Source organism: Streptomyces sp. NRRL F-5630 (genome assembly GCF_000719475.1).
In the GTDB taxonomy this organism is placed as follows: domain Bacteria; phylum Actinomycetota; class Actinomycetes; order Streptomycetales; family Streptomycetaceae; genus Streptomyces.
Map to the genome: position 1 here is coordinate 1 of NZ_JOGO01000072.1, position 21,610 is coordinate 21,610.

Consider the following 21,610-nt stretch of genomic DNA (forward strand, 5'->3'; position numbering starts at 1 on the left):
TTCAACGTCGTCCCCCAGCTCACCGAAGAGATCAACACCCGCAAGGGCTGACCCGCCTCACACGGCTGGCTGTGCGGCCCCGTGTCCACCCACAACAGGTGGATACGGGGCCGTGTCGCGTCACCGAGTTGCTTCTCGGGGGCGTTCACCTGGAAGGCCGCGCCGTGTGCTCGACCGGCTTCTATGGTGGCCTCTCGCGACGGATCGGGAGGGGTCTCTGTGACGGTGTTCGACGAGAGTGAGCGGCTGGTCTGGGCGGGCCGGGGGGAGGTGTACGCGGCGAGCTTCGCGAAGCTGTGCGCGTACCCGGTGGGGGAGTTGCTCGACGCGGCGGGCGTGGGTGAGGGCACACGCGTGCTCGACGTGGGGACGGGGCCGGGGACCGTCGCGGCGGCCGCGGTGGCGCGTGGCGCGCGCGTGACGGCGGTGGACCCGGAGCCGAGCATGCTCGCGCTCGCGGCGCGTACCGCCCCCGAGGCCGAGGTGCGGGAGGCCATGCTTCCTGAACTCCCCTTTGTTGAAGGTGAGTTCGATGCGGTCGTGGCCAATTTCGTGCTCAATCACGTGGGCCGGCCCCGCGCGGCGCTCGGTGAGCTGCGCCGTGTCGTGCGGGTGGGAGGGCGCGTGGCCGTGACGGTCTGGGCGAAGCCTCCGGCGGCGGGTCAGGCGCTTCTGGGGCGCGCCATCGCGGGGGGCGGCGCCGTCAGGCCCCCGCACCTCGCGCCGGGGCTCGACCCCGACGAGGACTTCCCGCGCGACGAGGCGGGACTCGGCGCGCTGCTCGCGGCTGCCGGACTCGGGGACGCCGCGTGCGGGACGCTGCGCTGGGACCACCGGGCGAGCCCCGAGGAGTGGTGGAGCGCCCCGGCGGGCGGGGTCGCCTCCAGCGGGCAGCTCGTGCGGGCGCAGACACCGGCGGTGCGGGCCGCGATCAAGCGGTCCTTCGACGACTTCAGCGCCGCGTTCACCGAGCCGGACGGCATGTTGCGCCTGCCCCACGCCGCGCTGCTCGCGCACGGGCGACGATGACGGGCGCGGGGGACGCGCGGGCGCCGGAGGTACCGGGCGGCGGGCGTCCCGTGCCGCGCCTGCGCGCCGCGCTCGGGCGCTTCCACGACGCCCGTCCCTGGGACCACAACGCCCACTACCACCGGGCGGTCCTGCGCCGGCTGCCCCGCCGCTTCGGTGCCGCACTCGACGTGGGCTGCGGCAGCGGGGACCTCGCCCGGCTCCTCGCCCGGCGCGCCGAGGCGGTGACCGGGATCGACGCGGACCCGGGCATCGTCGCGAAGGCGCGCGCGACCACCCCGGACACGGTGCCGGTCGTCTTCGCCACGGCGGACGCCCTCGACGGGGAGGCCGCTCCGGGCCCGTACGCCGTCCTGACCTGCGTCGCCGTGCTCCACCACCTGCCGCTCGCCGAGGCCCTGGCCTCGTTCCGCGCCCGTCTCGCGCCCGGCGGCACCCTCGTGGTCGTGGGTCTCCACCGGGAGGAGACCCTCGCGGACCGCGCGGTGAGCCTCCTGGCCGTGGTCGCCCATGCTCTGGTGGCCGGGTGGAAGCACCGCGGAGGCGGGCAGACCTCCCGGCCCCCGGCCATGACGACGCGGACCCGCCCCGCGACGAGGGGCCTGGCGGAGATCCGGCGCACCGCCCGGACAGTGCTCCCCGGCGCCCGCGTCCGCAGGCGGCTCTTCTGGCGCTACGTGCTGGAGTGGAAGCGCCCCTGAACGGCCGCCGCCCGAGGGGCCGTCGGCAGAGAGCACCTCGGGTGGCGACCGTCCCGCCGGAGCCCGCCCGCCGGGAGGGCCAGGCCGGTGACCCACCCGCAGGGAGGGTCAGGCCACTGACTCCGTCCCCGGCACCGCCGGCAGGTACTCCGTGAGTTCCCCCGGTGCCTCCTTCCGTGCCCGTGCGTGGGACCAGAACAGCAGGGCGACGCCGAGGGCGCCGGGGTCGGGGGACCCGATGGCGCGCTCACCGACGTAGGAGGCACGGCCGCGGCGGGCGCGCAGGGCGGCGGTGGCGTGGGCGCCGTCGAGGGCGGCGACGGCCGCCTCCCGGGGGCCGGACCCCGCTTCGAGGGCGTCCCGGGCGGGAACGAGGGCGTCGACCATGGTGCGGTCCCCGGGCTCGGCCTCGCCGACCCGCTGGATCGCCGCCAGCCCCTCGCCGGTCCCGGCACGCCAGGCATCCCGCTCGTCCGAGCCGGCCTCGTGCGCGCGGGCCAGTTCCTGGAAGAGCAGCCCGATGAGCGGGCCGCTCGTGCCGCCGACCTCGTCGAGGAAGACGGAGGCGGCGACGGCGTAGGGCGGCCGGTCCGGCTGGGCGTCCAGGGCGGCGGTGACGCGGTCGAGGCCCTCGCGGAGGTTGTCGCCGAAGTCGCCGTCGCCGGAGAGCTGGTCGAGGGCGGTGAGGGTGGCGTGGGCGGTGCGCGCGGCGTCGGCGTAGGTGCGCAGCACCAGGCTCTGGTCGGTGGTCATCGGGCGGACTCCGGGGCGGGGAAGGCGGGGGTGCGGGCGGGGGCGTGCCAGTGCGGGACCCAGTCCTCGCGCAGGGCTGTGAGGGTGAGGGAGAAGCCGCTCATGTCGAGGGCGGGGACGAACGTGCCGACCAGCCGGCCGGCCACTTCGAGGCCCCGCTTCCCGAGCGTCTCGGACACCCGGGCGTGGATCGCGTACAGCTCCAGGAGGGTGGTCGCGCCCAGGCCGTTGACGAGCAGGAGGACGGAGCCGGTCGTCGCGGGCAGGGCGTCGGCGACCTGCTCGGTCATGCGGTCGACGAGTTGCTCGAAGCCGGGGTGCTCCACGGTGGTGGCGGCGCGTTCGCCGTGGATGCCGACGCCGTACTCCAGGGTGCCGTCCGGCAGGGCGAACGCCTCTCCGCCGCGCGAGGGCGCGGTCTGGGCGCGGGCGGCGACGGCGACGCTGCGCGAGGCGGCGGCGAACTCGGTGCCGAGTGCGGCCAGTTCGTCGAGACCGGCACCTGCGTCGGCGGCGCCACCGAGCAGCTTCTCCACCAGCACGGTGGCTCCGGTGCCGCGCCGCCCGGTCGCGGTCTCGTCGCTCTCGGTGGCGAGGTCGTCGTCGACGAGGACGCGCCGGACGGGTATGCCGTCGGCCCGCAGGCGTTCGGCGGCGATGCCGAAGTTGATGCGGTCGCCGGTGTAGTTCTTCACGACGTGCAGCACGCCCTCGGGTCCGGCGACGGCCTTGGACGCCTCGTAGACCTGCCGGTTGTGCGGGGAGGCGAAGACCCGGCCGGGGACGGCGGCGTCCAGCATCCCGGCGCCCACGAAGCCGGTGTGCAGCGGCTCGTGGCCGGAGCCGCCGCCGGAGACGAGGCCGACGCGCCGGGCGGGGTGGCGTTCGCGGGCGGTGACGTAGAGCGGGTCCTCGTGCAGGTCCAGCAGCCCGGGGTGGGCCGCGGCCAGGCCGTGCAGGGCCCGTTCGACGGGGGCTTCGGCGGGCAGGAACAGGCGGTTCACGAGACCTGGGTCCTTTCACGGTGGGGTGCGGAGTCCGTCGCGGACGCGGCGTGCTCGGGGGCCTCGCCGGCGCGCAGCCGGGTGGCGGCCAGTCCGGACAGGACGGCGACGCCGACACAGTAGGCGATCAGCCAGGACCAGTGGCCGCCGGCCGCGGAGAGCAGCGCGGTGCCGATGAGCGGGGAGAGCCCGCCGCCGAGGGTGGCGCCGATCTGCTGAGTGACGGACAGTCCGGTGTAGCGGACGTTGACCGGGTAGAGGTTGGAGAACAGGGCGCCCTGCGCGCCGTACATCGCGGCGTGCCCGACGCCGAGTCCGAGGGTCATGCCGACGGCGTAGCCCCAGAACTGGCCGGTCTCGATCAGCAGGAAGAACGGCAGCGCGAGGACGGCCTGGAAGGCGGCGCCGAAGACGTACACCTTGCGCCGGCCGATGCGGTCGGAGAGGGCGCCGAAGTAGGGGAGGGTGAGGCACTCGACGGCACAGGCGATGAGGACGGCCAGGAGGACGGGTCCCTTGGGCAGGTCGAGTTCGGTGGTGACGTAGGTGATGGCCACCACGTAGTAGATGTTGAACAGACCGCTCTCGGCGATCTTGGCCAGGACGGAGAGGACGACCGTGGCGGGCTGCCGGGTGAGGACCTGCTTGACGGGCAGGCTCTGCACCTCGCGGTCCTCGCGCATCTTGACGAACTCGGGGCTCTCGGTGACGTGCAGCCGCATCCAGAGGCCGACGCCGACCAGCAGGATGCTGGCGAGGAAGGGCATGCGCCAGGCCCAGGAGTCGTAGGACCCCGAGGGCAGGGTGGCGTCGAGGATGGTGACCAGACCGACGGGGATCAGGACACCCGCCGGGGTGCCGATGTGCACGAGCGAGGTGAAGAACCCCTGGCGGGAGCGGGGACTGTACTCCAGGGCCATCAGGACGCCGCCGCCGTACTCGCCGCCCATGCCCAGGCCCTGGATGAGCCGGATGAGGACGAGCAGGATGGGCGCCGCGATGCCGATGCTGTCGTAGGAGGGCAGCAGGCCGATCGCGAAGGTGCCGAGGCCCATCATCAGCATCGTGGTGATCAGGACGTTCTTGCGACCGAGCCGGTCGCCGAAGTGCCCGAAGAGAATGCCGCCCAGCGGCCGGGCGGCGTAGCCGACGAAGTAGGTGGCGAAGGCGGCGAGGGTGCCCACCAGGGGAGAGGCGTCGGGGAAGAACACCTTGTCGAAGACGAGCGCCGCGGTGGTGGCGTACAGGGTGAAGTCGTAGTACTCGACGGTGGTTCCCAGGGCGCTGGCGGTGACGACCTTGCGCAGGGAGGACTCCCGGGAAGCGGGGGTGGCGGCCGGTTGGGGCATGCTCGCTCCATTGCGATGGCGGCTCGGATGACGCGGTGGGTACTCCTCCAGAGTGGAGGAGGGAGGACTGCGTCTGGAAATCGACGGTTCTTATGTCCCAGAACCGCGTGCTAGCATCTGATGCATCAGACATTACATCCGCACTGAGATCGCGGCAATACCCGGGAGACACGCGTGAAGGACATCCAGCTCGGCGGCATGATTTCCACCGTTGTCACGCCGTTCGACGAAAACGACCAGGTCGACCTGGATCTGCTGCGCGGCGAGGTCAAGTACCTCCTCGAACAGGGCGTGACCGCCATCTGCGCCTGCGGCAGCACCGGCGAGGGCCAGACCCTCTCCCTGGAGGAGAGCGCGGCGATCTGCGCCACCGTGGTCGACGAGGTCGATGGTCGGGTTCCGGTCATCGGCGGCGTCATCCAGAACTCCACCGCCCAGGCCAAGCGGTACTCGCTCGCGCTCAAGGAAGTCGGCGTCGACGCGCTCCAGGTCACCCCGGTCCACTACGTCTTCGCGCCCTCGCCCGAGGAGACCGTCGCCCACTACCGCGAGATCGGCGAGGCCACCGACCTGCCGATCGTGCTCTACAACGTCGTGCCCTGGGCGCTGGTCCCGGTCGACACGATCGAGCTGCTGCGCGACGTCCCGCAGGTCGTCGCCGTCAAGCAGTCCGGCGGCGACATCCACCTCCTCGCCGACCTGCTGCACCGTATGCGCGACCGCTTCACGATCCTCGCCGCCCTCGACGACCTGCACTACCCGGCCTTCGTCATGGGCGCCCACGGGGCGCTCGCCGCCATCCCCACCGTCACGCCACGCCTCAGCGTCGAACTGTGGGACGCGGTCCAGGCCGGCGACCACGCCAAGGCCCTCGCCCTGCACGAGCGCATCCTCACCGTCTGGCGGGCGATCGACGCCCCCAACCTGCCCGCCACCCTCAAGGCGGCCCTCGAACTCCAGGGCCGCTCGCCCGGTCTCCCGCGCCGCCCGTTCCAGCCCGCCACGGACGCCGAGCGGGAACGCATCCGCGCCGCTCTGGAAGCCGCTAACCTGATCTGATCCATCAGATGCTGTCGAACCGGTGCCGGTACCGCGTCGGCCGGTGCCGGCGGGTCCCCGGAAGCCGGACAAGAAGGGCGATCATGGCCACCCCCTCCGTTCGTAGCCGTGGCGGCGCCGCCCCGCTCGTCGTGGAGTCGATCTCCGGACAGCTCTACTCGATCCTGTGCGACCGGATCATCACCGGTGTCTACGCGCCCGGCTCCCGGATCGACCCCCAGGCCATCGCCACCGAGTTCGGCGTGTCGCGCACCCCGGTCCGCGACACGCTGGTGCGCCTGGAGCACGACCGGCTCGTGGAGACCCGGCCCCGCTCGGGGACCTTCGTCACCCGGCCCTCGCGCCAGGACGTCCACGAGGTGTGCCAGCTGCGCAAGGGCCTGGAGTGGCTCGCCACCGGCGTCGCCGCCGAGGCGATGCCCCTGGAGCAGATCGCCGACCTGCGCGAGGAGGCCGTCGCCGCGCTGCGCGCCGCCGAACAGGGCGACTACGAAGCGTTTTTCGCGAGCGACACCCGCATCCACCACGAGATCATCGCCCATACCGACAACAGCCGCCTGATCGCCGCCCGCGAGTCCGTCGAGCCGTTCGTCCACTGGCTGCGGGTCCTCGGCGCCACCGGCCCGCACCGCCTCGCCGGGTCCACCCGGCGCCACCTGGCGATCCTGGACGCCATGGCCGCGCGCGACATCCCCGCCGCCCAGGAGGCCGCCGCGCTCCACCTGACCGAGGTCGAGGAGTGGACGCTGGCCGACATGGCCTCCCACGACATCGTCACCTGACCCCTTACGAGGTTCCCCCCATGAACTCCGCCCCTTCCGCCACCCCCGCCGCGCCGCCGCTCGACACCGTCCTGGCCAGGGCGACGGCCGCGGCCGAACGGTTCCGTACCTCCTCCTCGGCCGACCGCGCCCGGCTGCTGACCGTGCTCGCCGACGCGCTCGACGCCGCCGCGGACCGGCTGCTCCCCGTCGCCCACCGCGAGACGCACCTGCCCGAGGCCCGGCTCGTCGGCGAACTCGCCCGCACCACCTTCCAGTGCCGGCTGTTCGCCGACCGCCTCGCCTCCGGCGCCCTGGACGAGGCCCGCATCGACCACGCCGACCCCGACTGGCCGATGGGCGCCCGCCCCGACATCCGCCGCACCACCGTGCCGCTCGGCCCCGTCCTGGTCTTCGCCGCGAGCAACTTCCCCTTCGCGTTCAGCGTGCTGGGCGGCGACACGGTCAGCGCGCTCGCCGCGGGCTGCCCCGTCGTCGTCAAGGCCCACCCCGGGCACCCCGAACTGTCCCGCCTCACCGCGTCCGTCGCCACGGCGGCCCTCGCCGAAGCGGGCGCCGCTCCCGACCTGCTCCAGCTCATCGAAGGGGAGCGGGAGGGCGCCGACGCCGTACGCGACCACCGGATCAAGGCCGTCGGCTTCACCGGGTCCACGCGCGGCGGGCACTACCTCTTCCAGCTCGCGGCCGGGCGTCCCGACCCCATCCCGTTCTACGGCGAACTCGGCTCCACCAACCCGGTCGTGGTCACCCCCGCCGGGTGGGCCGAACGCGGCGCGGACATCGCCGGCGGGTTCGCCGCGTCCTTCACCCTCGGCTCCGGGCAGTTCTGCACCCAGCCCGGTGTGGTGTTCGTCCCCGACGCCGACGCCTTCCTCGCGGCCCTGCCGCCGCTCGCCGCCGGTCCGATGCTCGACGAGCGCATCGCCACCGGCTACGCGACCGCTCTCGACGACCTCGCCGCCCAGGACGGCGTGAGTGTCGCCGCGCGCACTCCGGGCGGCGAGGGGCTCCCCGACGTCGCGCTGCTGCGGACCACCACCGAGGCCGTGCGCGCCACCCCCTCGCTCCTCTCCACGGAGGTCTTCGGCCCGGCCTCGCTCCTCGTCGAGTACGGCACCCTGGACGAGGTCGAGGACGCCCTCAGGGAGTTCGGGGGCACCCTGACCGGCACCGTCCAGGGGGGCCACGCGCTCGACGAGGACGGACTGCGGATGCTCGACGTCCTCACCCGGCACGCCGGGCGCGTCATCTGGAACGAATGGCCCACCGGGGTCACCGTCAGCGACGCGCAGCAGCACGGCGGCCCCTGGCCCGCCTCGACGGCGCCCACCACCACCTCCGTCGGGACAGCGGCCGTGGACCGCTTCCGCCGCCCGGTCGCCTTCCAGAACGTCCCCCAGCAGGGCCTCCCGCCCGCCGTCCGGGACCGCTAGGGGGCGGGAACCGCGAGGTGGTGCACGCGGGTGCGGGGCGGTGTCCGTCCAGTCCTCTGCGCGGACCCGCCCTACCGCCCCTCCACCACGGGGCTCAGCCCGCGCAGCGGCTCCCACCAGGCGCGGTGGCTCGCGTACCAGTGGATCGTCTCGCGCAGGCCCGTCGCGAGATCGACGCGGGGGCGCCAGCCCAGTTCCGCGCGCAGCTTCGAGGAGTCCAGCAGGTAGCGGCGGTCGTGTCCCGGGCGGTCCGGCACCGTGCGCAACAGGGAGAGGGGCAGGCCGAGTTCACCGAGGACGCGCTCCGCGAGGGCGCCCACGCTCAGCTCGGTCCCCGTCCCCACGTGGTACGTCTCGCCGATGCGCCCGGCGTGCAGCACCGCGGCGATCGCCCGGACGTGGTCGCGCACGTGGATCCACTCGCGGCGGTGCTCGCGCGAGGCGTAGACGGGCAGGTCGAGGCCGTCGAGGGCGCGGGTCGTGAAGAGCGGGAGCACCTTCTCGGGGAACTGGTGCGAACCGTAGTTGTTCGCCGAGTTCGTCAGCGTCACGGGCAGCCCGTACGTCTCGTGGTAGGCGCGCACCGCGTGGTCCGCCCCCGCCTTGCTCGCGCTGTACGGCGTGCGCGGCCGGTAGGGGGACTCCTCCGTGAACGCCTCCTCCGCGTCCAGCGCCAGGTCCCCGTACACCTCGCACGTCGAGACGTGGTGGAAACGCGCGACGCCGAGCCTTCGGCACGCCTCCAGGAGGGTCTGCGTGCCGAGCACGTTCGTCCGGAAGAAGCGGTCGGGGGCGAGCACGGCGAGGCTGTTGTGCGACTCGGCGGCGAAGTTCACGACGACCTCGACACGGTGCTCGGCGAGGGTACGGGTCACCAGCGGGCCGTCCGCGATGTCCCCCCGCACGAACGTGATCCGGTCCGCGACGTCCGCGAGGTTGGCGCGCACGCCCGCGTAGGTGAGGGCGTCGAAGGCGACGAGGGAGTCCTCCGGGTGTTTCTCCAGCCAGTAGCGGGTGAAGTGCGAACCGACGAAACCGGCCGCGCCGGTGACGAGCAGGGAGGTCATGCGCGGGCGCTCCTGGTGGGGGTCATGCGAAGGTGTTCCTGACGGGGCCTGGGGCGTCGCTGCGCACCTGGTACGGGACGGTGGTGCGCCGGTCGGGGTCGATCGCGAGCAGTCCACCCGCCGGGGGTCTCGCCCGCTGCGCGCAGTCGCGGCGCTCGCAGATCCGGCAGCCCAGGCCGATCGGGGTCGCGGCGCGCGGGTCGTCGAGCGCGATGCCCTCCGCGTAGACGAGGCGGTGCGCGTGGCGCAGTTCGCAGCCGAGCGCGAGCGCGAACTCGGCGCGCGGCGCGTGGTGCCCGAGCCCGCCCCGCACCAGCGTGCGCGCGATCCAGAAGTACCGCTTGCCGTCCGGCATCTCCGCGACCTGCGTGAGGATGCGGCCGGGCGCCGAGAACGCCTCGTACACCGTCCACAGCGGGCACGTGCCGCCGAGCCGCGAGAAGTGGAACGCCGTCGCCGACTGCCGCTTGGAGATGTTCCCCGCGCGGTCCACGCGCAGGAACGAGAAGGGCACCCCGCGGCGGCCCTCGCGCTGGAGGGTGCTCAGGCGATGGCACGCCGTCTCGAAGCCGACACCGAAGCGCGCCGACAGCAACTCGATGTCGTAGCGCGTCTCCTCCGCCGCCTGGTGGAAGGTCCCGTACGGCATGAGGAGAGCGCCCGCGAAGTAGTTCGCGAGCCCTATCCGGGCGAGTGTCACCGAGCCGGGCGAGGTGAGGCGCGACTCGTCGCGCGCGAGCTCGCCGAGCAGAGCGCCCTGTTCGAGGAGCGCGAGCTGGGTCGCGAGCTGGAAGGCGCGCTGGCCCTCCGTGAGCCACGGCGAGAGGAAGAGCCGACGGGTCTCCGCGTCGAAGCGGCGGGCGTCGGCGGTCCTGCCGGGCGCGGCGGTGAGGACACGGACGCGGTGGCGCGTGGCCAGGTGCGCCGTGAGCGGGTCGGCGCAGCGGCCGGGGGCGAGGCCGAGGGCCTCGGCGGTCCGCTCGGCGGCGGCGTCGATGGGGGCGAAGTGGTTGTGGTGCGCGTAGAAGAAGTCCCGCACCTCGTCGTGCGGCTCCCCAGAGGGCGGGGGAGGGGAGTCCGAGCCGGGGCCTGCGAGCACCGCGGCCTGCTCGGCGGCGTCCCGGTAGCGGCGGTGCAGCGCGACGAGGGCGCGGGCGAGGTCGGGGTGGTCGCGCACCGCCTCCGCGATCTCCTCGGGCGGGGGCGACTCGATGCCGCTCGCCTCGTCCGCGAGCGCCGCGCGCACGTCGGTCGTGAGGCGGGCCTCGTCGGCGACCGAGAAGTACTCGGCGCCGACCCCGAAGACCTCCTCCAGGCGCAGCAGCACCGGGACGGTGAGCGGGCGCTGGCCCTGCTCGATCTGGTTGGCGTAGCTCGTCGAGATGCCCAGCGCGCGGGCCATCTCGACCTGGTTGAGGCCCCGCTCGCGGCGCAGCCTGCGCAGCTTGGCGTGCGCGTACAGCTTGCCGTGCCTGCTGCCGGCCATGCCCCGTGCCTCCTCGCGTGCTGCCCCGCCCCCGTGTCCACGGCTGTCCACGGCGCGCCCGTACTCGCCGCGCGCTCCCCTCGTCCACCGTGCGCCCCCGTCCTCGTGAGGAGACGCCTTTTTTGCGAAGGGCGGTTCCGCTCCCCGCGAGAAGCCGCCGCCCCGGTGGCCCGCAAGCCCTTGTGAATTTACCATTCGCAGATTTCGCAGAACCGTTCGTGGCGGCTGTACGGATTCCACACCCCTACGGGCTGGTAACCGGCGGCTCGGGCGGGCAGGGTTGATGATCTCAGTTACGTACCGTCTTCGTGAGGAGTCCTGTGATCGAGCACCACGTCCGCGTGCACCCCAGTGCGGACCGCCTGCCCCGTGAGGACCAGCTGGCCTGGAAGCTCGCCACCGTCGCCACCGGCACCGTCGAGCCCGACCCCGAGAGCGCCGCGATGGCCGTCAACCGGGTCATCGACAACGCCTCGGTCGCCATGGCCTCGCTCGTCCGCCGCCCCGTCGCCGTCGCCCGGGCCCAGGCCCTCGCGCACCGCGCGGGCACCCCGGGCACCGGGGCGCGGGTCTTCGGCGCGCAGGGCCGGGTCAGCCCCGAGTGGGCGGCGTGGGCGAACGGCACCGCGGTGCGCGAGCTGGACTTCCACGACACCTACCTCGCCGCCGACTACTCGCACCCCGGCGACAACATCCCGCCGATCCTCGCCGTGGCCCAGCACACCGGGCGCACCGGCGAGGACGTGCTCCGCGGCGTCGTCGCCGCGTACGAGCTGCACGTCGCGCTCGTCAAGGGCATCTGCCTGCACGCGCACCGCATCGACCACGTCGCGCACCTCAGCGCCGCGACCGCGGGCGGTCTCGGCGCGCTCCTGCGACTGCCCACCGAGACCGTCTACCAGGCGATCCAGCAGGCCGTGCACACGACGACGGCCACCCGCCAGTCCCGCAAGGGCGAGATCTCCAGCTGGAAGGCGTACGCCCCGGCCTTCGCCGGCAAGGCCGCGATCGAGGCCGTCGACCGCGCGATGCGCGGCGAGACCTCCCCCTCGCCGATCTACGAGGGCGAGGACGGCTTCCTCGCCTGGATGCTCGACGGCCCCGGCTCCGACTACACGGTGTGGCTGCCGGAGGCGGGCGAGGCCCGGCGCGGCATCCTCGACACGTACACCAAGGAGCACTCCGCCGAGTACCAGGCGCAGGCGCTCATCGACCTCGCCCGCCGCATGGGCGAGAAGATCCCGCTCGACCGCGTCGCCTCGGTCGTGCTCCACACGAGCCACCACACCCACAACGTCATCGGCTCCGGTGCCAACGACCCCCAGAAGTACGACCCGAAGGCGAGCCGCGAGACGCTCGACCACTCGATTCCGTACATCTTCGCCGTCGCCCTCCAGGACCGCGCCTGGCACCACGAGCGCTCCTACGCGCCCGAGCGCGCCGCGCGCCCCGACACGATCGCGCTGTGGCAGAAGATCACCACGGTCGAGGACCCCGAGTGGACCCGCCGCTACCACGACCCGGACCCGCAGCAGCGCGCCTTCGGCGCCCGGGCAGAGGTCACGCTCGACGACGGCACCGTCATCGAGGACGAGCTGGGCGTGGCCGACGCGCACCCGGCCGGGGCCCGGCCCTTCGACCGCCCCGCCTACCAGGGCAAGTTCCGCACCCTCGCCGAGAACATCGTCACGCCCGAGGCGCAGGACCGCTTCCTCGGCGCGGCCGAGCACCTCGCCGAGCTGAGCGCGAGCGACCTCGACGGTCTCTTCCCCGAGGTCGACACCGAAGCCGTCGCCGCCTACGACGCGAAGCTGCCGAAGGGCGTCTTCTGATGCCCGGCACCCGCCTGAGGCGTACCAGCACCTGCACCTGCACGAAGCGGAAGGACCCGTCCTGATGCTGCACACCCGTACCACCCCGGCCCAGCGGCGGCGCGCCCTGCGCGAGCGGCTCGCGACGGGCCGCCTGCTCCAGATGCCGGGCGCGATCAACCCGCTCTCGGCGAAGCTCATCGAGGACACGGGCTTCGAGGCCGCGTACCTCTCCGGCGCGGTCCTCGCCGCCGACCTCGGGCTGCCGGACATCGGCCTGACGACCGTCACCGAGATCGCCGCGCGCGCCCAGCAGACGACGCGCGCCACCGACCTCCCCGTCCTCATCGACGCCGACACCGGCTTCGGCGAGCCCATGAACGCCGCGCGCACCGTCCAGCTCCTGGAGGACGCCGGGCTCGCCGGGCTCCACCTGGAGGACCAGGTCAACCCCAAGCGCTGCGGGCACCTCGACGGCAAATCCGTCGTCGAGCGCGACACCATGAGCCGCCGCCTGCGCGCCGCCGTCGACGCCCGTCGCGACCCGGACTTCCTGCTCATGGCCCGCACCGACGCGCGTGCCGTCGAGGGCCTGGAGGCCGCGATCGACCGCGCCAAGGCGTACGTCGACGCGGGGGCCGACGCGATCTTCCCCGAGGCGCTCGCGAACGAGGCCGAGTTCGAGGCGTTCCGCAAGGCCGTGGACGTCCCCCTGCTCGCCAACATGACCGAGTTCGGCAAGGGCAAGCTGCTCACCGCGCGGGCCCTCGAAGACCTCGGCTACAACATCGCGCTCTACCCCGTGACGTTCCTGCGGCTCGCGATGGGCGCGGTCGAGGACGGACTGCGCACCGTCAAGGCGGAGGGCACGCAGGAATCGCTGCTGCCGAGGATGCAGACCCGCTCCAGGCTCTACGAACTCCTCGACTACGAGGCGTACACGTCCTTCGACTCGGCGGTCTTCGACTTCACGCTCCCCCCGGGCGCCTGAGTCCCGCGGCCCGCGGCCGAGCCCGCCCCTGCGGCCCGCCGCCCGGGCGCCCCACCCACCGGCGCCCGGGCCCAGGGCCCCGTACCACGCCGTACCCACGCGGCACCCGAAACTCCTTCCGGAGGCACCACCCATGACCAGCACCCCGGAGATCCACCGCGGCCTCGCCGGCGTCTACGCCGACACCACCGAAATCTCCACCGTCATCCAGGAGACCAACTCCCTCACCTACCGCGGCTACGCGGTGCAGGACCTCGCGGCGCACCACTCCTTCGAGGCCGTCTCCTACCTCCTGTGGCACGGCGAACTCCCCGACGAGAAGCAGCTCGCCGCGTTCGAGGCCGCCGAGCGCGCCCTGCGCCCGCTGAACCGCACCGAGTCCGAGCTCCTCGCCCGGCTGCCCGGGACGTGCCACCCGATGGACGTCCTGCGCACCGCCGTGAGCCTCTTCGGCGCCGAGGACCCGCGCGAGGACGACAACGGCGAGGAGGCGAACCTCGCGAAGTCCCTGTCCCTCTTCGCGAAACTCCCGACCGTCGTCGCGGCCCACCAGCGCCGCCGCCGCGGCCTCGACCCGATCGCCCCGGACCCCGGGCTCGGCTACGCCGAGAACTTCTTCCACATGTGCTTCGGCGAGGTCCCGGACAAGGAGGTCGTTCGCTGCTTCGAGATCTCCCTCACGCTCTACGCCGAGCACAGCTTCAACGCCTCGACCTTCACCGCGCGCGTCGTCACCTCGACGCTCTCCGACCTCTACAGCGCGGTCACCGGAGCGATCGGCGCGCTCAAGGGCCCCCTCCACGGCGGCGCCAACGAGGCCGTGATGGACATGCTCGACGAGGTGCGGGACCCGTCGGACGCGGCGCGCTGGCTCGACCAGGCGCTCGCCGAGAAGCGCAAGATCATGGGCTTCGGGCACCGCGTCTACAAGAACGGCGACTCACGCGTCCCGATCATGCAGGGCGCGCTCGACCGTCTCGTGGCGCAGAGCTACGACCCCGAGGCCCCGCGGCTGGACAAGCTCCACATGGCGCTGCGCGAGGCGATGTTCGAGCGCAAGCAGATCCACCCGAACCTGGACTACCCGGCCGGTCTCGCCTACCACCTCATGGGCTTCGACACCCCGCTCTTCACGCCCATCTTCGTGATGAGCCGCGTCACCGGGTGGACCGCGCACATCATCGAGCAGCTCTCGCACAACGCGCTGATCCGTCCGCTCGCCTCCTACGACGGCGTGGCACAGCGCGAGGTGCCGAAGGGCTGAAAGACCGTCCGCCGGGCGGTGACGGGGAGGTCCCGCCCGGCGGACACGGGACGGGGCGGCACGCCTCGACGCGTCCCGCCCCGCCTCACGGGGTCACGTGGCCAGCTCGCCCCGTACCGTACGGGCCGCCGCCACGAGGTGCTCCAGCGCGTCGCGTGTCTCCGCCCAGCCGCGGGTCTTCAGACCGCAGTCCGGGTTGACCCACAGCCGCTCCGGGGGGATCGCCTTGAGCCCCGTGCGCAGCAGCGTCGCGACCTCGTCCGTGCCCGGGACGCGCGGCGAGTGGATGTCGTAGACACCGGGCCCCGCCTCGCGCGGGTAGCCGTGTGCGGCGAGTTCGTGCGCGATCTGCATATGGGAGCGCGCCGCCTCCAGACTGATGACGTCGGCGTCGAGGTCGTCGATCGCGTCCACGACGTCGCCGAACTCGGCGTAGCACATGTGCGTGTGCACCTGTGTGGCGGCGCTGACGCCGCTCGTCGTCAGGCGGAACGCCTCGGTGGCCCAGGCGAGGTAGGCCGGGCGCGCGTCGGCGCGCAGCGGCAGCGTCTCGCGCAGCGCGGGCTCGTCCACCTGGATGACACGCGTGCCCGCGGCCTCCAGGTCGTTCACCTCGTCCCTGAGCGCGAGCGCGACCTGCCGCGCCGTCTCGGCGAGCGGCTGGTCGTCCCTGACGAAGGACCACGCGAGCATCGTGACGGGCCCGGTCAGCATCCCCTTGACCGGCTTCGCGGTCAGCGACTGCGCGTACGCCGTCCAGCGGACGGTCATCGGCGCGGGCCGCGAGATGTCCCCGGCGAGCACGGGCGGGCGCACGTACCGCGTCCCGTACGACTGCACCCAGCCGTGCCGCGTGGCGAGGTACCCCGACAGCTGCTCGGCGAAGTACTGCACCATGTCGTTGCGTTCGGGCTCGCCGTGCACGAGGACGTCGAGCCCGGTCTCCTCCTGGAAGGAGATCACCTGCCGGATCTCGGCCTCGATGCGCTTCTCGTACCCGGCCGCGTCCAGGCGCCCGGCGCGCAGGTCCGCGCGCGCCGCGCGGATCGCGCCGGTCTGCGGGAAGGACCCGATCGTCGTGGTCGGCAGCGGCGGCAGGGCCAGGTGCGCGCGCTGCGCCGCCGCGCGTTCCCCGTACGGCGCCGAGCGGCGCGCGTCGGCGTCGGTCACCGCGGCGGTGCGGGCCCGCACCGCCGGGTCGTGGGTGAGCGGGGACGCGGCGCGCGAGGCGAGCGCGGCGCGGTTCGCGGCGAGTTCGGCGGCGACCGCGTCCGTGCCGTGGGTCAGCGCCTTGGCGAGCGTCGCGATCTCGGCGGTCTTCTGCCGGGCGAAGGCGAGCCAGCGCAGGACCTGCGGCTCGATGTCCTTCTCGCGCGCGGCGTCGAGTGGCACGTGGAGGAGCGAGCAGGACGCGGAGACGTCGACACGGTCCGCGAGGCCGAGCAGCGTACCGAGCGTCGCGAGGGCCCGCTCCAGGTCGCCGGTCCAGATGTTGCGCCCGTCGACGACCCCGGCGACGAGCCGCTTGCCCGGCAGGCCCCCGACGGCGGCGAGCGCGTCGAGGTTCGCCGCGGCCGGGCCCGTGAAGTCGAGCGCGAGCCCGTCCACGGGGGCCTGCGCGAGGACGGGCAGCGCCTCGCCGAGCCGGTCGAAGTAGCTCGCGACGAGCAGCTTCGGGCGGTCGGCCCGGCCGCCGAGGTACGCGTAGGCCCGTTCGGCGGCGGCCAGTTCGGCGGGGGTGCGGTCCTGGACGAGCGCGGGCTCGTCGAGCTGGACCCACTCCGCGCCGGCCGCGCGCAGGTCGGCGAGGACCTCCTCGTACACGGGCAGGAGCCGGTCGAGCAGGCTCAGCGGCGCGAAGGCGTCCTCGGTGCCGGGCGCGGGCTTGGCGAGCAGGAGGTACGTCACCGGGCCGACGAGGACGGGCCGGGCGCGCAGCCCGAGCGCGAGCGCCTCGCGCAGCTCGCCGGTCTGCTTCGCCGAGTCGGCGGTGAACCGCGTGTCCGGGCCCAGCTCCGGCACCAGGTAGTGGTAGTTCGTGTCGAACCACTTCGTCATCTCCAGCGGCGCGACGTCCTGCGTGCCGCGCGCCATGGCGAAGTAGCCGTCGAGCGCGTCGGCCGCGACGGCGGCGCGGTGGCGCGGGGGGATCGCGCCGACCATGACGCTCGTGTCGAGCACGTGGTCGTAGAGGGAGAAGTCGCCGGTGGGGACTTCGTCGGCGCCGTCGGAGGCGAGCTGCCGCCAGGCGGCGGCGCGCAGTTCACGCGCGGTCTCCTGGAGGTGCGCGGCGCTCGCACGGCCCTTCCAGTAGCCCTCGATCGCCTTCTTCAGCTCCCTGTCGGGGCCCTGGCGGGGGTAGCCGTACACGGTGGCCCGTGCTGCCGCGGCTGCGGACTTCGGTGTCACGGAGATCTCCTTCGCGAGATGAATCCCTGAGATCCCGGGGGCCCGCGGGGCGCGAAGGAACGACAAAGGGGGCGGGACCTGAGGCGTCCGCCCTCTGTGCACGCCGACCCGCCCACGAGGTCACCGGGATGTCCGGGCGCGCTTTCGGCGCGCGTCCGGGCGACTGGCAGGTCTTCGGACTCGCGGGCACGCCCTCCTGGGGGGAGGACACCTACTGGCCGTCGCTTCCCGGGCCCGTGGCCGGGCCCAGTGCGTATGACGGCGGTCGTTCCCGCTCACCGCTGCGGGGCAGTCCCGGATTCCCACCGGGTTCCCTCTTGCGACGCTCCCGCCTGGCGGACGGGGCGAACCAGCTGCTGCGGGCAGTGTAGGCGGTGCGGGGGAGGGGCGGCGAGGGCGTTCGGGAAGTGGACCCGAGGGCGGAGCCGCCGTCGACGACCCGTCACCGGCTGCGCCTGGGGCGACCGGTGGTTCAGCCCTTCCCCGCCGGGTGGAGCGCCGCGTACGTCAAGGGCGCCGAGGGATCGACCGAGACGTCGAGCGGGGCGGGCTCCGCGCCGGCGCGCACGAGCAGGTCCCCCACCGCCGCGATCATCGCCCCGTTGTCCGTGCACAGCCGCAACGGCGGTACGCGCAGGGTGATCCCCGCGGCACGGCAGCGCTCCTCGGCGAGAGCGCGGACCCGCGAGTTCGCCGCCACCCCGCCCACCACGACGAGCGTGCCCACGCCGTGCTCCGCGCAGGCCGCCACCGCCTTGCGCGTCAGCGTGTCGGCCACCGCCTCCTGAAGCGCCGCGGCCCCGTCCGCGACCGGCAGCACCCCGCCCGCGTGCCGCTCCGCCCAGCGCGCCGCCGCCGTCTTGAGCCCGGAGAACGAGAAGTCGTAACCCCCCGGCAGCGGGCGCGGGAACACCACCGCCCCCGGATCGCCCTCGCGCGCGGCGCGGTCGATGGCCGGACCGCCGGGGTACGGCAGCCCGAACACGCGCGCCACCTTGTCGAAGCACTCGCCCGCCGCGTCGTCCAGCGTGTCCCCGAGGTGCGTGATCGGCTCGCGCGCCAGATCCCGGACGAGCAGCAGTGAGGTGTGCCCGCCCGAGACGATCAGTACGACGCAGGGGGAGGGGAGCGGCCCGTGCTCCAGCGTGTCCGCCGCGACGTGCCCCGCGAGGTGGTGCACCCCGTGCAGCGGCACGCCGAGCCCGTACGCGAGGCCCTTCGCCGCGGCGAGACCCACCTGGAGAGCCCCGGCCAGGCCCGGCCCCGTCGTGACCGCGACCGCGTCGATGTCCCGCGCCCGGACCCCCGCCTCGTCGAGCGCGCGCCGGATCACCGGGCGCACGGCGTGCACGTGCGCCCGCGCGGCGATCTCGGGCACGACACCGCCGTAGCGCGCGTGCGCGTCCATGCTCGACGCGACGGCGTGCCCGAGGAGTCTCCCGTCCCTGACCAGGCCCGCGCCCGTCTCGTCGCAGGAGGACTCGATGCCCAGTACGAGCGGAGCGGCCACCCCGCACCTCTTTTCCGTCGTCGTCCCGGCGGTTTCCCGCCGGATTCTGCGTTCCATGTGCTGTTGCGCATAGTGTGCAACAAGATCGCCACCCGGCACGCATCCCCAGGTCACACCCCCGTAGGCTGAGCGGGCACCCCCGCACCGAGCCCGAGGACCCCGCACGTGACCGCAGCGCCCGCCCCCGCCCCGCAGGACGCCGTCACCGTCGTCGGCATCGGCGCCGAAGGCTGGCCCGGCGTCCCCGAGGCGTCCCGCGCCCTCCTGCGCGGGGCCGACGTGGTCTTCGGCGGGCCCCGCCAACTGGACCTGCTGCCTGCCGAGTGCGCTGCGGCGCGTGTCCCCTGGCCCTCGCCGCTGCGTCCCGCCCTGCCCGGCCTGCTCGCCGCGCACGCGGGGCGCAGGCGCGTCGTCCTCGCGAGCGGCGACCCGATGTTCTACGGGATCGGCCGGACCCTCACCGAACTCCTCGGCCCCGAGGCCGTCCACGTCGTGCCGCACCCCTCCTCCGTCGCCTACGCCTGCGCCCGCCTCGGCTGGGCCCGTGAGGACGTGGACGTCGTCTCGGTCGTGGGGCGCCCCCTCGCCCGCGTCGCCGCGGCGCTCCACCCCCGCCGCCGCCTCCTCGTCCTCGGCTCGGGACCCGCCACCCCCGCGGAGGTCGCCGCGCTGCTCCGCGCCCGCGGCTTCGGGCCCAGCCGCGTGCGCGTGCTCGAACAACTCGGCGGACCACGGGAACGGACGAGCCCCGAGACCACCGCCGACGAGTGGGACGCCCCGGCGGCGGACCCGCTCCACATCGTCGCCGTCGAGTGCCGCCGCGCCCCGGCAGCCCTGCGCCTCGGCGCCGTGCCGGGACTGCCCGACGAGGCGTACGCGCACGACGGACAGCTCACCAAGCGCTACCCGCGCGCCCTCACGCTCGCCGCGCTCGCGCCGGCCCCCGGGGAAGTCCTGTGGGACGTCGGCGGCGGCTCGGGGTCGATCGCGATCGAGTGGCTGCGCACCCACCCGTCCTGCCGCGCGTACAGCGTCGAGCGCGACCCCGCGCGCGCCGCGCGCATCACCGCGAACGCGGACAGCCTCGGTGTGCCCGCGCTCCGCGTCGTCACCGGGGCCGCACCTGCCGCGCTCGCCGGACTGCCCGTACCCGACGCCGTGTTCATCGGCGGCGGACTCACCACACCGGGCCTGCTCGACGCCTGCTGGGCGGCGCTGCCCGCGGGCGGCAGACTCGTGGCCAACACCGTGACACTGGAGTCCGAGGCCGTACTGAGCGCGGCGAGGAAGCGGTACGGGGGCGAACTGGTGCGGCTCTCGGTCGCCCACGCCGTCCCTGTCGGCGGCTTCACGGGCTGGCGCCAGGCCATGCCGCTGACGCAGTGGCTCGTCGAGAAGACCCCCTCTGGAGCTGACACCCCATGACCGTGTACTTCATCGGCGCGGGTCCCGGCGCCGCCGATCTCATCACGCTGCGCGGCGCGCGCACCCTCGCCCGCTGCGCCGTCTGCCTGTACGCGGGCAGCCTCGTGCCCGCCGAACTGCTCGCCGAGTGCCCTCCCGGCGCGCGCCTGATCGACACCGCGCACCTCGATCTCGACGCCATCACCGCCGAGTTCGCCCGCGCGCACGAGGCCGGTCAGGACGTGGCCCGCCTGCACTCGGGCGACCCCGCCGTCTTCAGCGCGGTCGCCGAGCAGATGCGCCGGCTCGACGCGCTCGGCATCCCCTACGAGGTCGTCCCTGGCGTCCCCGCCTTCGCCGCAGCCGCTGCCGCGCTCAAGCGGGAACTGACCGTGCCCACGGTCGGCCAGACCGTCGTCCTCACGCGCGTCGCGCAGGAGGCGACCCCCATGCCCGAGGGCGAGGACCTCGCGACCCTCGGCCGCAGCGGCGCCCTCCTCGTCCTGCACCTCGCCGCCCGCTACGTCGACCGCGTCACCGCCGAACTCCTCCCGCACTACGGCGCCGACTGCCCCGCCGCGGTCGTCGCCCACGCCTCCCGGCCCGAGGAACTGGTCCTGCGCGGCACGCTCGGCACGATCGCCGCCGAGACCAGGGCCGCGGGGATCACCCGCACCGCCGTCATCCTGGTCGGCCGCACCCTCGGCGCCTCGCAGTTCCGCGACAGCCACCTCTACTCGTCCGCACGCGAGCGCCACCCGTGCTGAACGAGCGCCACGTCCTGATCCTGGGCGGTACGACGGAGGCGCGCCACCTCGCCGAGGCCCTGACCGGCACGCCGTGGCGTGTCACCACCTCGCTCGCGGGCCGCGTCGCCGCCCCGCGCGCTCTGCCGGGGGCCGTGCGCGTGGGCGGCTTCGGCGGTGCGGAGGGACTCGCGGCCTGGCTGCGCGCGCACCGCGTCACCGCGCTCGTCGACGCGACCCACCCCTTCGCCGCCACGATGAGCTTCCATGCCGCCGAGGCCGCCGCCGCGACGGGCGTCCCCCTCCTCGCCCTGCGCCGCCCCGGCTGGACCCGGCTCCCGGGTGACGACTGGCACGACGCGGCCTCGCTCGACGAGGCGGCGTCCCTCCTGCCCGGGCTCGGCAGCCGCGTCTTCCTCACGACCGGCCGCACGGGGCTGGCCGCCTTCACCGGCCACCCCGGGCTGTGGTTTCTCGTGCGCGCGGTCGACCCACCCGAGCCGCCGCTCCCCGCCCGTAGCGAAGTCCTCCTCGACCGGGGCCCGTTCACGCTCGAAGGCGAACGCGCCCTGCTCGCCCGCCACCGCGTCGACGTCCTCGTGACGAAGGACAGCGGAGGGACGGCCACGGCACCGAAGCTCACGGCGGCGCGCGAGGCGGCACTCCCCGTGATCGTCGTGCGCAGACCACCCGTCCCGGACGGCGTGCCGCAGGCGGCCGCCCCGGCGGGGGCCCTCGCGTGGCTGGCGGCGCTCGCCCCGTAGGCGGCAGGACGGGCGGCCGCCGACTACGGGACGACCGTGAGACCCCGC

General features: G+C 74.1%; 18 protein-coding genes and 1 riboswitch. Of the genes, 11 read left to right on the top strand and 7 right to left on the bottom strand.

From position 1 onward, the window contains the following. Positions 1-219: 219 nt before the first annotated feature. Entirely contained in the window at positions 220-1,029 is an 810-nt protein-coding gene (locus tag IF99_RS0125105; RefSeq protein ID WP_030999615.1) for a class I SAM-dependent methyltransferase, read from the top strand. Then, a complete protein-coding gene (locus tag IF99_RS0125110) occupies positions 1,026-1,730 on the top strand; it encodes a class I SAM-dependent methyltransferase (RefSeq protein WP_051703680.1) in 705 nt (234 codons plus the stop codon). The genes IF99_RS0125105 and IF99_RS0125110 overlap by 4 nt, the downstream gene beginning before the upstream one ends. Positions 1,731-1,838: 108 nt before the next feature. On the opposite strand, the gene IF99_RS0125115 is transcribed toward IF99_RS0125110, so the two are convergent. From IF99_RS0125115 to IF99_RS0125125, 3 genes are read right to left on the bottom strand one after another with little or no spacing between them, the layout of a single operon-like run. Continuing rightward, positions 1,839-2,483, bottom strand: coding sequence for a DAK2 domain-containing protein (locus IF99_RS0125115; RefSeq protein WP_030999618.1), 645 nt, complete (start codon positions 2,481-2,483; stop codon positions 1,839-1,841). After that, positions 2,480-3,487, bottom strand: coding sequence for a dihydroxyacetone kinase subunit DhaK (locus tag IF99_RS0125120; protein ID WP_030999621.1), 1,008 nt, complete (start codon positions 3,485-3,487; stop codon positions 2,480-2,482). Before IF99_RS0125120 ends, IF99_RS0125115 begins: the two co-directional genes overlap by 4 nt. Next, the gene (locus IF99_RS0125125) at positions 3,484-4,836 is read right to left on the bottom strand and encodes an MFS transporter (protein WP_030999623.1); all 1,353 of its coding nucleotides are present in this window, start codon (positions 4,834-4,836) and stop codon (positions 3,484-3,486) included. Before IF99_RS0125125 ends, IF99_RS0125120 begins: the two co-directional genes overlap by 4 nt. Before the next feature lie 174 nt (positions 4,837-5,010). Here IF99_RS0125125 and IF99_RS0125130 point away from each other — a divergent pair, with 174 nt between their 5' ends. The 3 genes from IF99_RS0125130 to IF99_RS0125145 all read left to right on the top strand — a co-directional run bounded on the left by IF99_RS0125130 (position 5,011) and on the right by IF99_RS0125145 (position 8,110). Further along, on the top strand, positions 5,011-5,895 hold the full coding sequence (locus tag IF99_RS0125130; RefSeq protein WP_030999625.1) for a dihydrodipicolinate synthase family protein: 885 nt from the start codon (positions 5,011-5,013) through the stop codon (positions 5,893-5,895). 83 nt (positions 5,896-5,978) lie between these two features. After that, positions 5,979-6,677: a GntR family transcriptional regulator gene (locus IF99_RS0125140; RefSeq protein WP_051703681.1), complete on the top strand. Its 699-nt coding sequence runs from the start codon at positions 5,979-5,981 to the stop codon at positions 6,675-6,677. 20 nt (positions 6,678-6,697) lie between these two features. Then, positions 6,698-8,110 carry an aldehyde dehydrogenase (NADP(+)) gene (locus IF99_RS0125145; protein WP_030999638.1) on the top strand — a complete coding sequence of 471 codons (1,413 nt, stop codon included), beginning with the start codon at positions 6,698-6,700 and terminating at the stop codon, positions 8,108-8,110. Positions 8,111-8,181: 71 nt separating this feature from the next. Here the strand turns inward: IF99_RS0125145 and rfbB are convergent, their stop codons facing one another. After that, positions 8,182-9,177, bottom strand: coding sequence for a dTDP-glucose 4,6-dehydratase (gene rfbB / locus IF99_RS0125150; protein ID WP_030999640.1), 996 nt, complete (start codon positions 9,175-9,177; stop codon positions 8,182-8,184). Positions 9,178-9,199: 22 nt separating this feature from the next. Then, positions 9,200-10,663: a short-chain fatty acyl-CoA regulator family protein gene (locus tag IF99_RS0125155; RefSeq protein WP_030999642.1), complete on the bottom strand. Its 1,464-nt coding sequence runs from the start codon at positions 10,661-10,663 to the stop codon at positions 9,200-9,202. Between the two features lie 320 nt (positions 10,664-10,983). On the opposite strand from IF99_RS0125155, the gene IF99_RS0125160 reads away from it, so the two are divergent. The 3 genes from IF99_RS0125160 to IF99_RS0125170 all read left to right on the top strand — a co-directional run bounded on the left by IF99_RS0125160 (position 10,984) and on the right by IF99_RS0125170 (position 14,729). Further along, entirely contained in the window at positions 10,984-12,495 is a 1,512-nt protein-coding gene (locus tag IF99_RS0125160) for an MmgE/PrpD family protein (RefSeq protein WP_030999644.1), read from the top strand. Between the two features lie 64 nt (positions 12,496-12,559). Then, a complete protein-coding gene (gene prpB, locus IF99_RS0125165) occupies positions 12,560-13,465 on the top strand; it encodes a methylisocitrate lyase (protein WP_030999646.1) in 906 nt (301 codons plus the stop codon). Positions 13,466-13,598: 133 nt separating this feature from the next. Beyond that, positions 13,599-14,729: a bifunctional 2-methylcitrate synthase/citrate synthase gene (locus IF99_RS0125170; protein WP_030999648.1), complete on the top strand. Its 1,131-nt coding sequence runs from the start codon at positions 13,599-13,601 to the stop codon at positions 14,727-14,729. A gap of 93 nt (positions 14,730-14,822) precedes the next feature. On the opposite strand, the gene metE is transcribed toward IF99_RS0125170, so the two are convergent. After that, positions 14,823-17,138 (bottom strand): 5-methyltetrahydropteroyltriglutamate--homocysteine S-methyltransferase, encoded by a 2,316-nt coding sequence (metE, locus tag IF99_RS0125175; RefSeq protein WP_030999649.1) that lies wholly within the window; start codon positions 17,136-17,138, stop codon positions 14,823-14,825. Between the two features lie 162 nt (positions 17,139-17,300). Next, positions 17,301-17,492: riboswitch (cobalamin riboswitch) on the bottom strand. Positions 17,493-17,610: 118 nt separating this feature from the next. Beyond that, positions 17,611-18,648 carry a tRNA (adenosine(37)-N6)-threonylcarbamoyltransferase complex transferase subunit TsaD gene (tsaD, locus tag IF99_RS0125180; protein ID WP_030999650.1) on the bottom strand — a complete coding sequence of 346 codons (1,038 nt, stop codon included), beginning with the start codon at positions 18,646-18,648 and terminating at the stop codon, positions 17,611-17,613. A gap of 165 nt (positions 18,649-18,813) precedes the next feature. Here tsaD and IF99_RS0125185 point away from each other — a divergent pair, with 165 nt between their 5' ends. Genes IF99_RS0125185 through IF99_RS0125195 form a run of 3 tightly spaced genes read left to right on the top strand, consistent with a single transcriptional unit; the run spans position 18,814 to position 21,562 of the window. After that, on the top strand, positions 18,814-20,073 hold the full coding sequence (locus IF99_RS0125185; RefSeq protein WP_030999651.1) for a bifunctional cobalt-precorrin-7 (C(5))-methyltransferase/cobalt-precorrin-6B (C(15))-methyltransferase: 1,260 nt from the start codon (positions 18,814-18,816) through the stop codon (positions 20,071-20,073). Then, entirely contained in the window at positions 20,070-20,819 is a 750-nt protein-coding gene (cobM, locus tag IF99_RS0125190; RefSeq protein WP_030999652.1) for a precorrin-4 C(11)-methyltransferase, read from the top strand. Before IF99_RS0125185 ends, cobM begins: the two co-directional genes overlap by 4 nt. Beyond that, complete coding sequence (locus tag IF99_RS0125195) at positions 20,816-21,562, top strand: cobalt-precorrin-6A reductase (protein WP_030999653.1); 747 nt, start codon at positions 20,816-20,818, stop codon at positions 21,560-21,562. The genes cobM and IF99_RS0125195 overlap by 4 nt, the downstream gene beginning before the upstream one ends. Positions 21,563-21,610: the final 48 nt, after the last annotated feature.

Excerpts from the sequence above, each read along its gene's own strand:
- IF99_RS0125110 (WP_051703680.1), top strand. The coding sequence starts at position 1,026 with ATGACGGGCGCGGGGGACGCGCGGGCGCCGGAGGTACCGGGCGGCGGG.
- IF99_RS0125115 (WP_030999618.1), bottom strand. The coding sequence starts at position 2,483 with ATGACCACCGACCAGAGCCTGGTGCTGCGCACCTACGCCGACGCCGCG.
- IF99_RS0125125 (WP_030999623.1), bottom strand. The coding sequence starts at position 4,836 with ATGCCCCAACCGGCCGCCACCCCCGCTTCCCGGGAGTCCTCCCTGCGC.
- IF99_RS0125140 (WP_051703681.1), top strand. The coding sequence starts at position 5,979 with ATGGCCACCCCCTCCGTTCGTAGCCGTGGCGGCGCCGCCCCGCTCGTC.
- IF99_RS0125145 (WP_030999638.1), top strand. The coding sequence starts at position 6,698 with ATGAACTCCGCCCCTTCCGCCACCCCCGCCGCGCCGCCGCTCGACACC.
- rfbB (WP_030999640.1), bottom strand. The coding sequence starts at position 9,177 with ATGACCTCCCTGCTCGTCACCGGCGCGGCCGGTTTCGTCGGTTCGCAC.
- IF99_RS0125155 (WP_030999642.1), bottom strand. The coding sequence starts at position 10,663 with ATGGCCGGCAGCAGGCACGGCAAGCTGTACGCGCACGCCAAGCTGCGC.
- prpB (WP_030999646.1), top strand. The coding sequence starts at position 12,560 with ATGCTGCACACCCGTACCACCCCGGCCCAGCGGCGGCGCGCCCTGCGC.
- IF99_RS0125170 (WP_030999648.1), top strand. The coding sequence starts at position 13,599 with ATGACCAGCACCCCGGAGATCCACCGCGGCCTCGCCGGCGTCTACGCC.
- cobM (WP_030999652.1), top strand. The coding sequence starts at position 20,070 with ATGACCGTGTACTTCATCGGCGCGGGTCCCGGCGCCGCCGATCTCATC.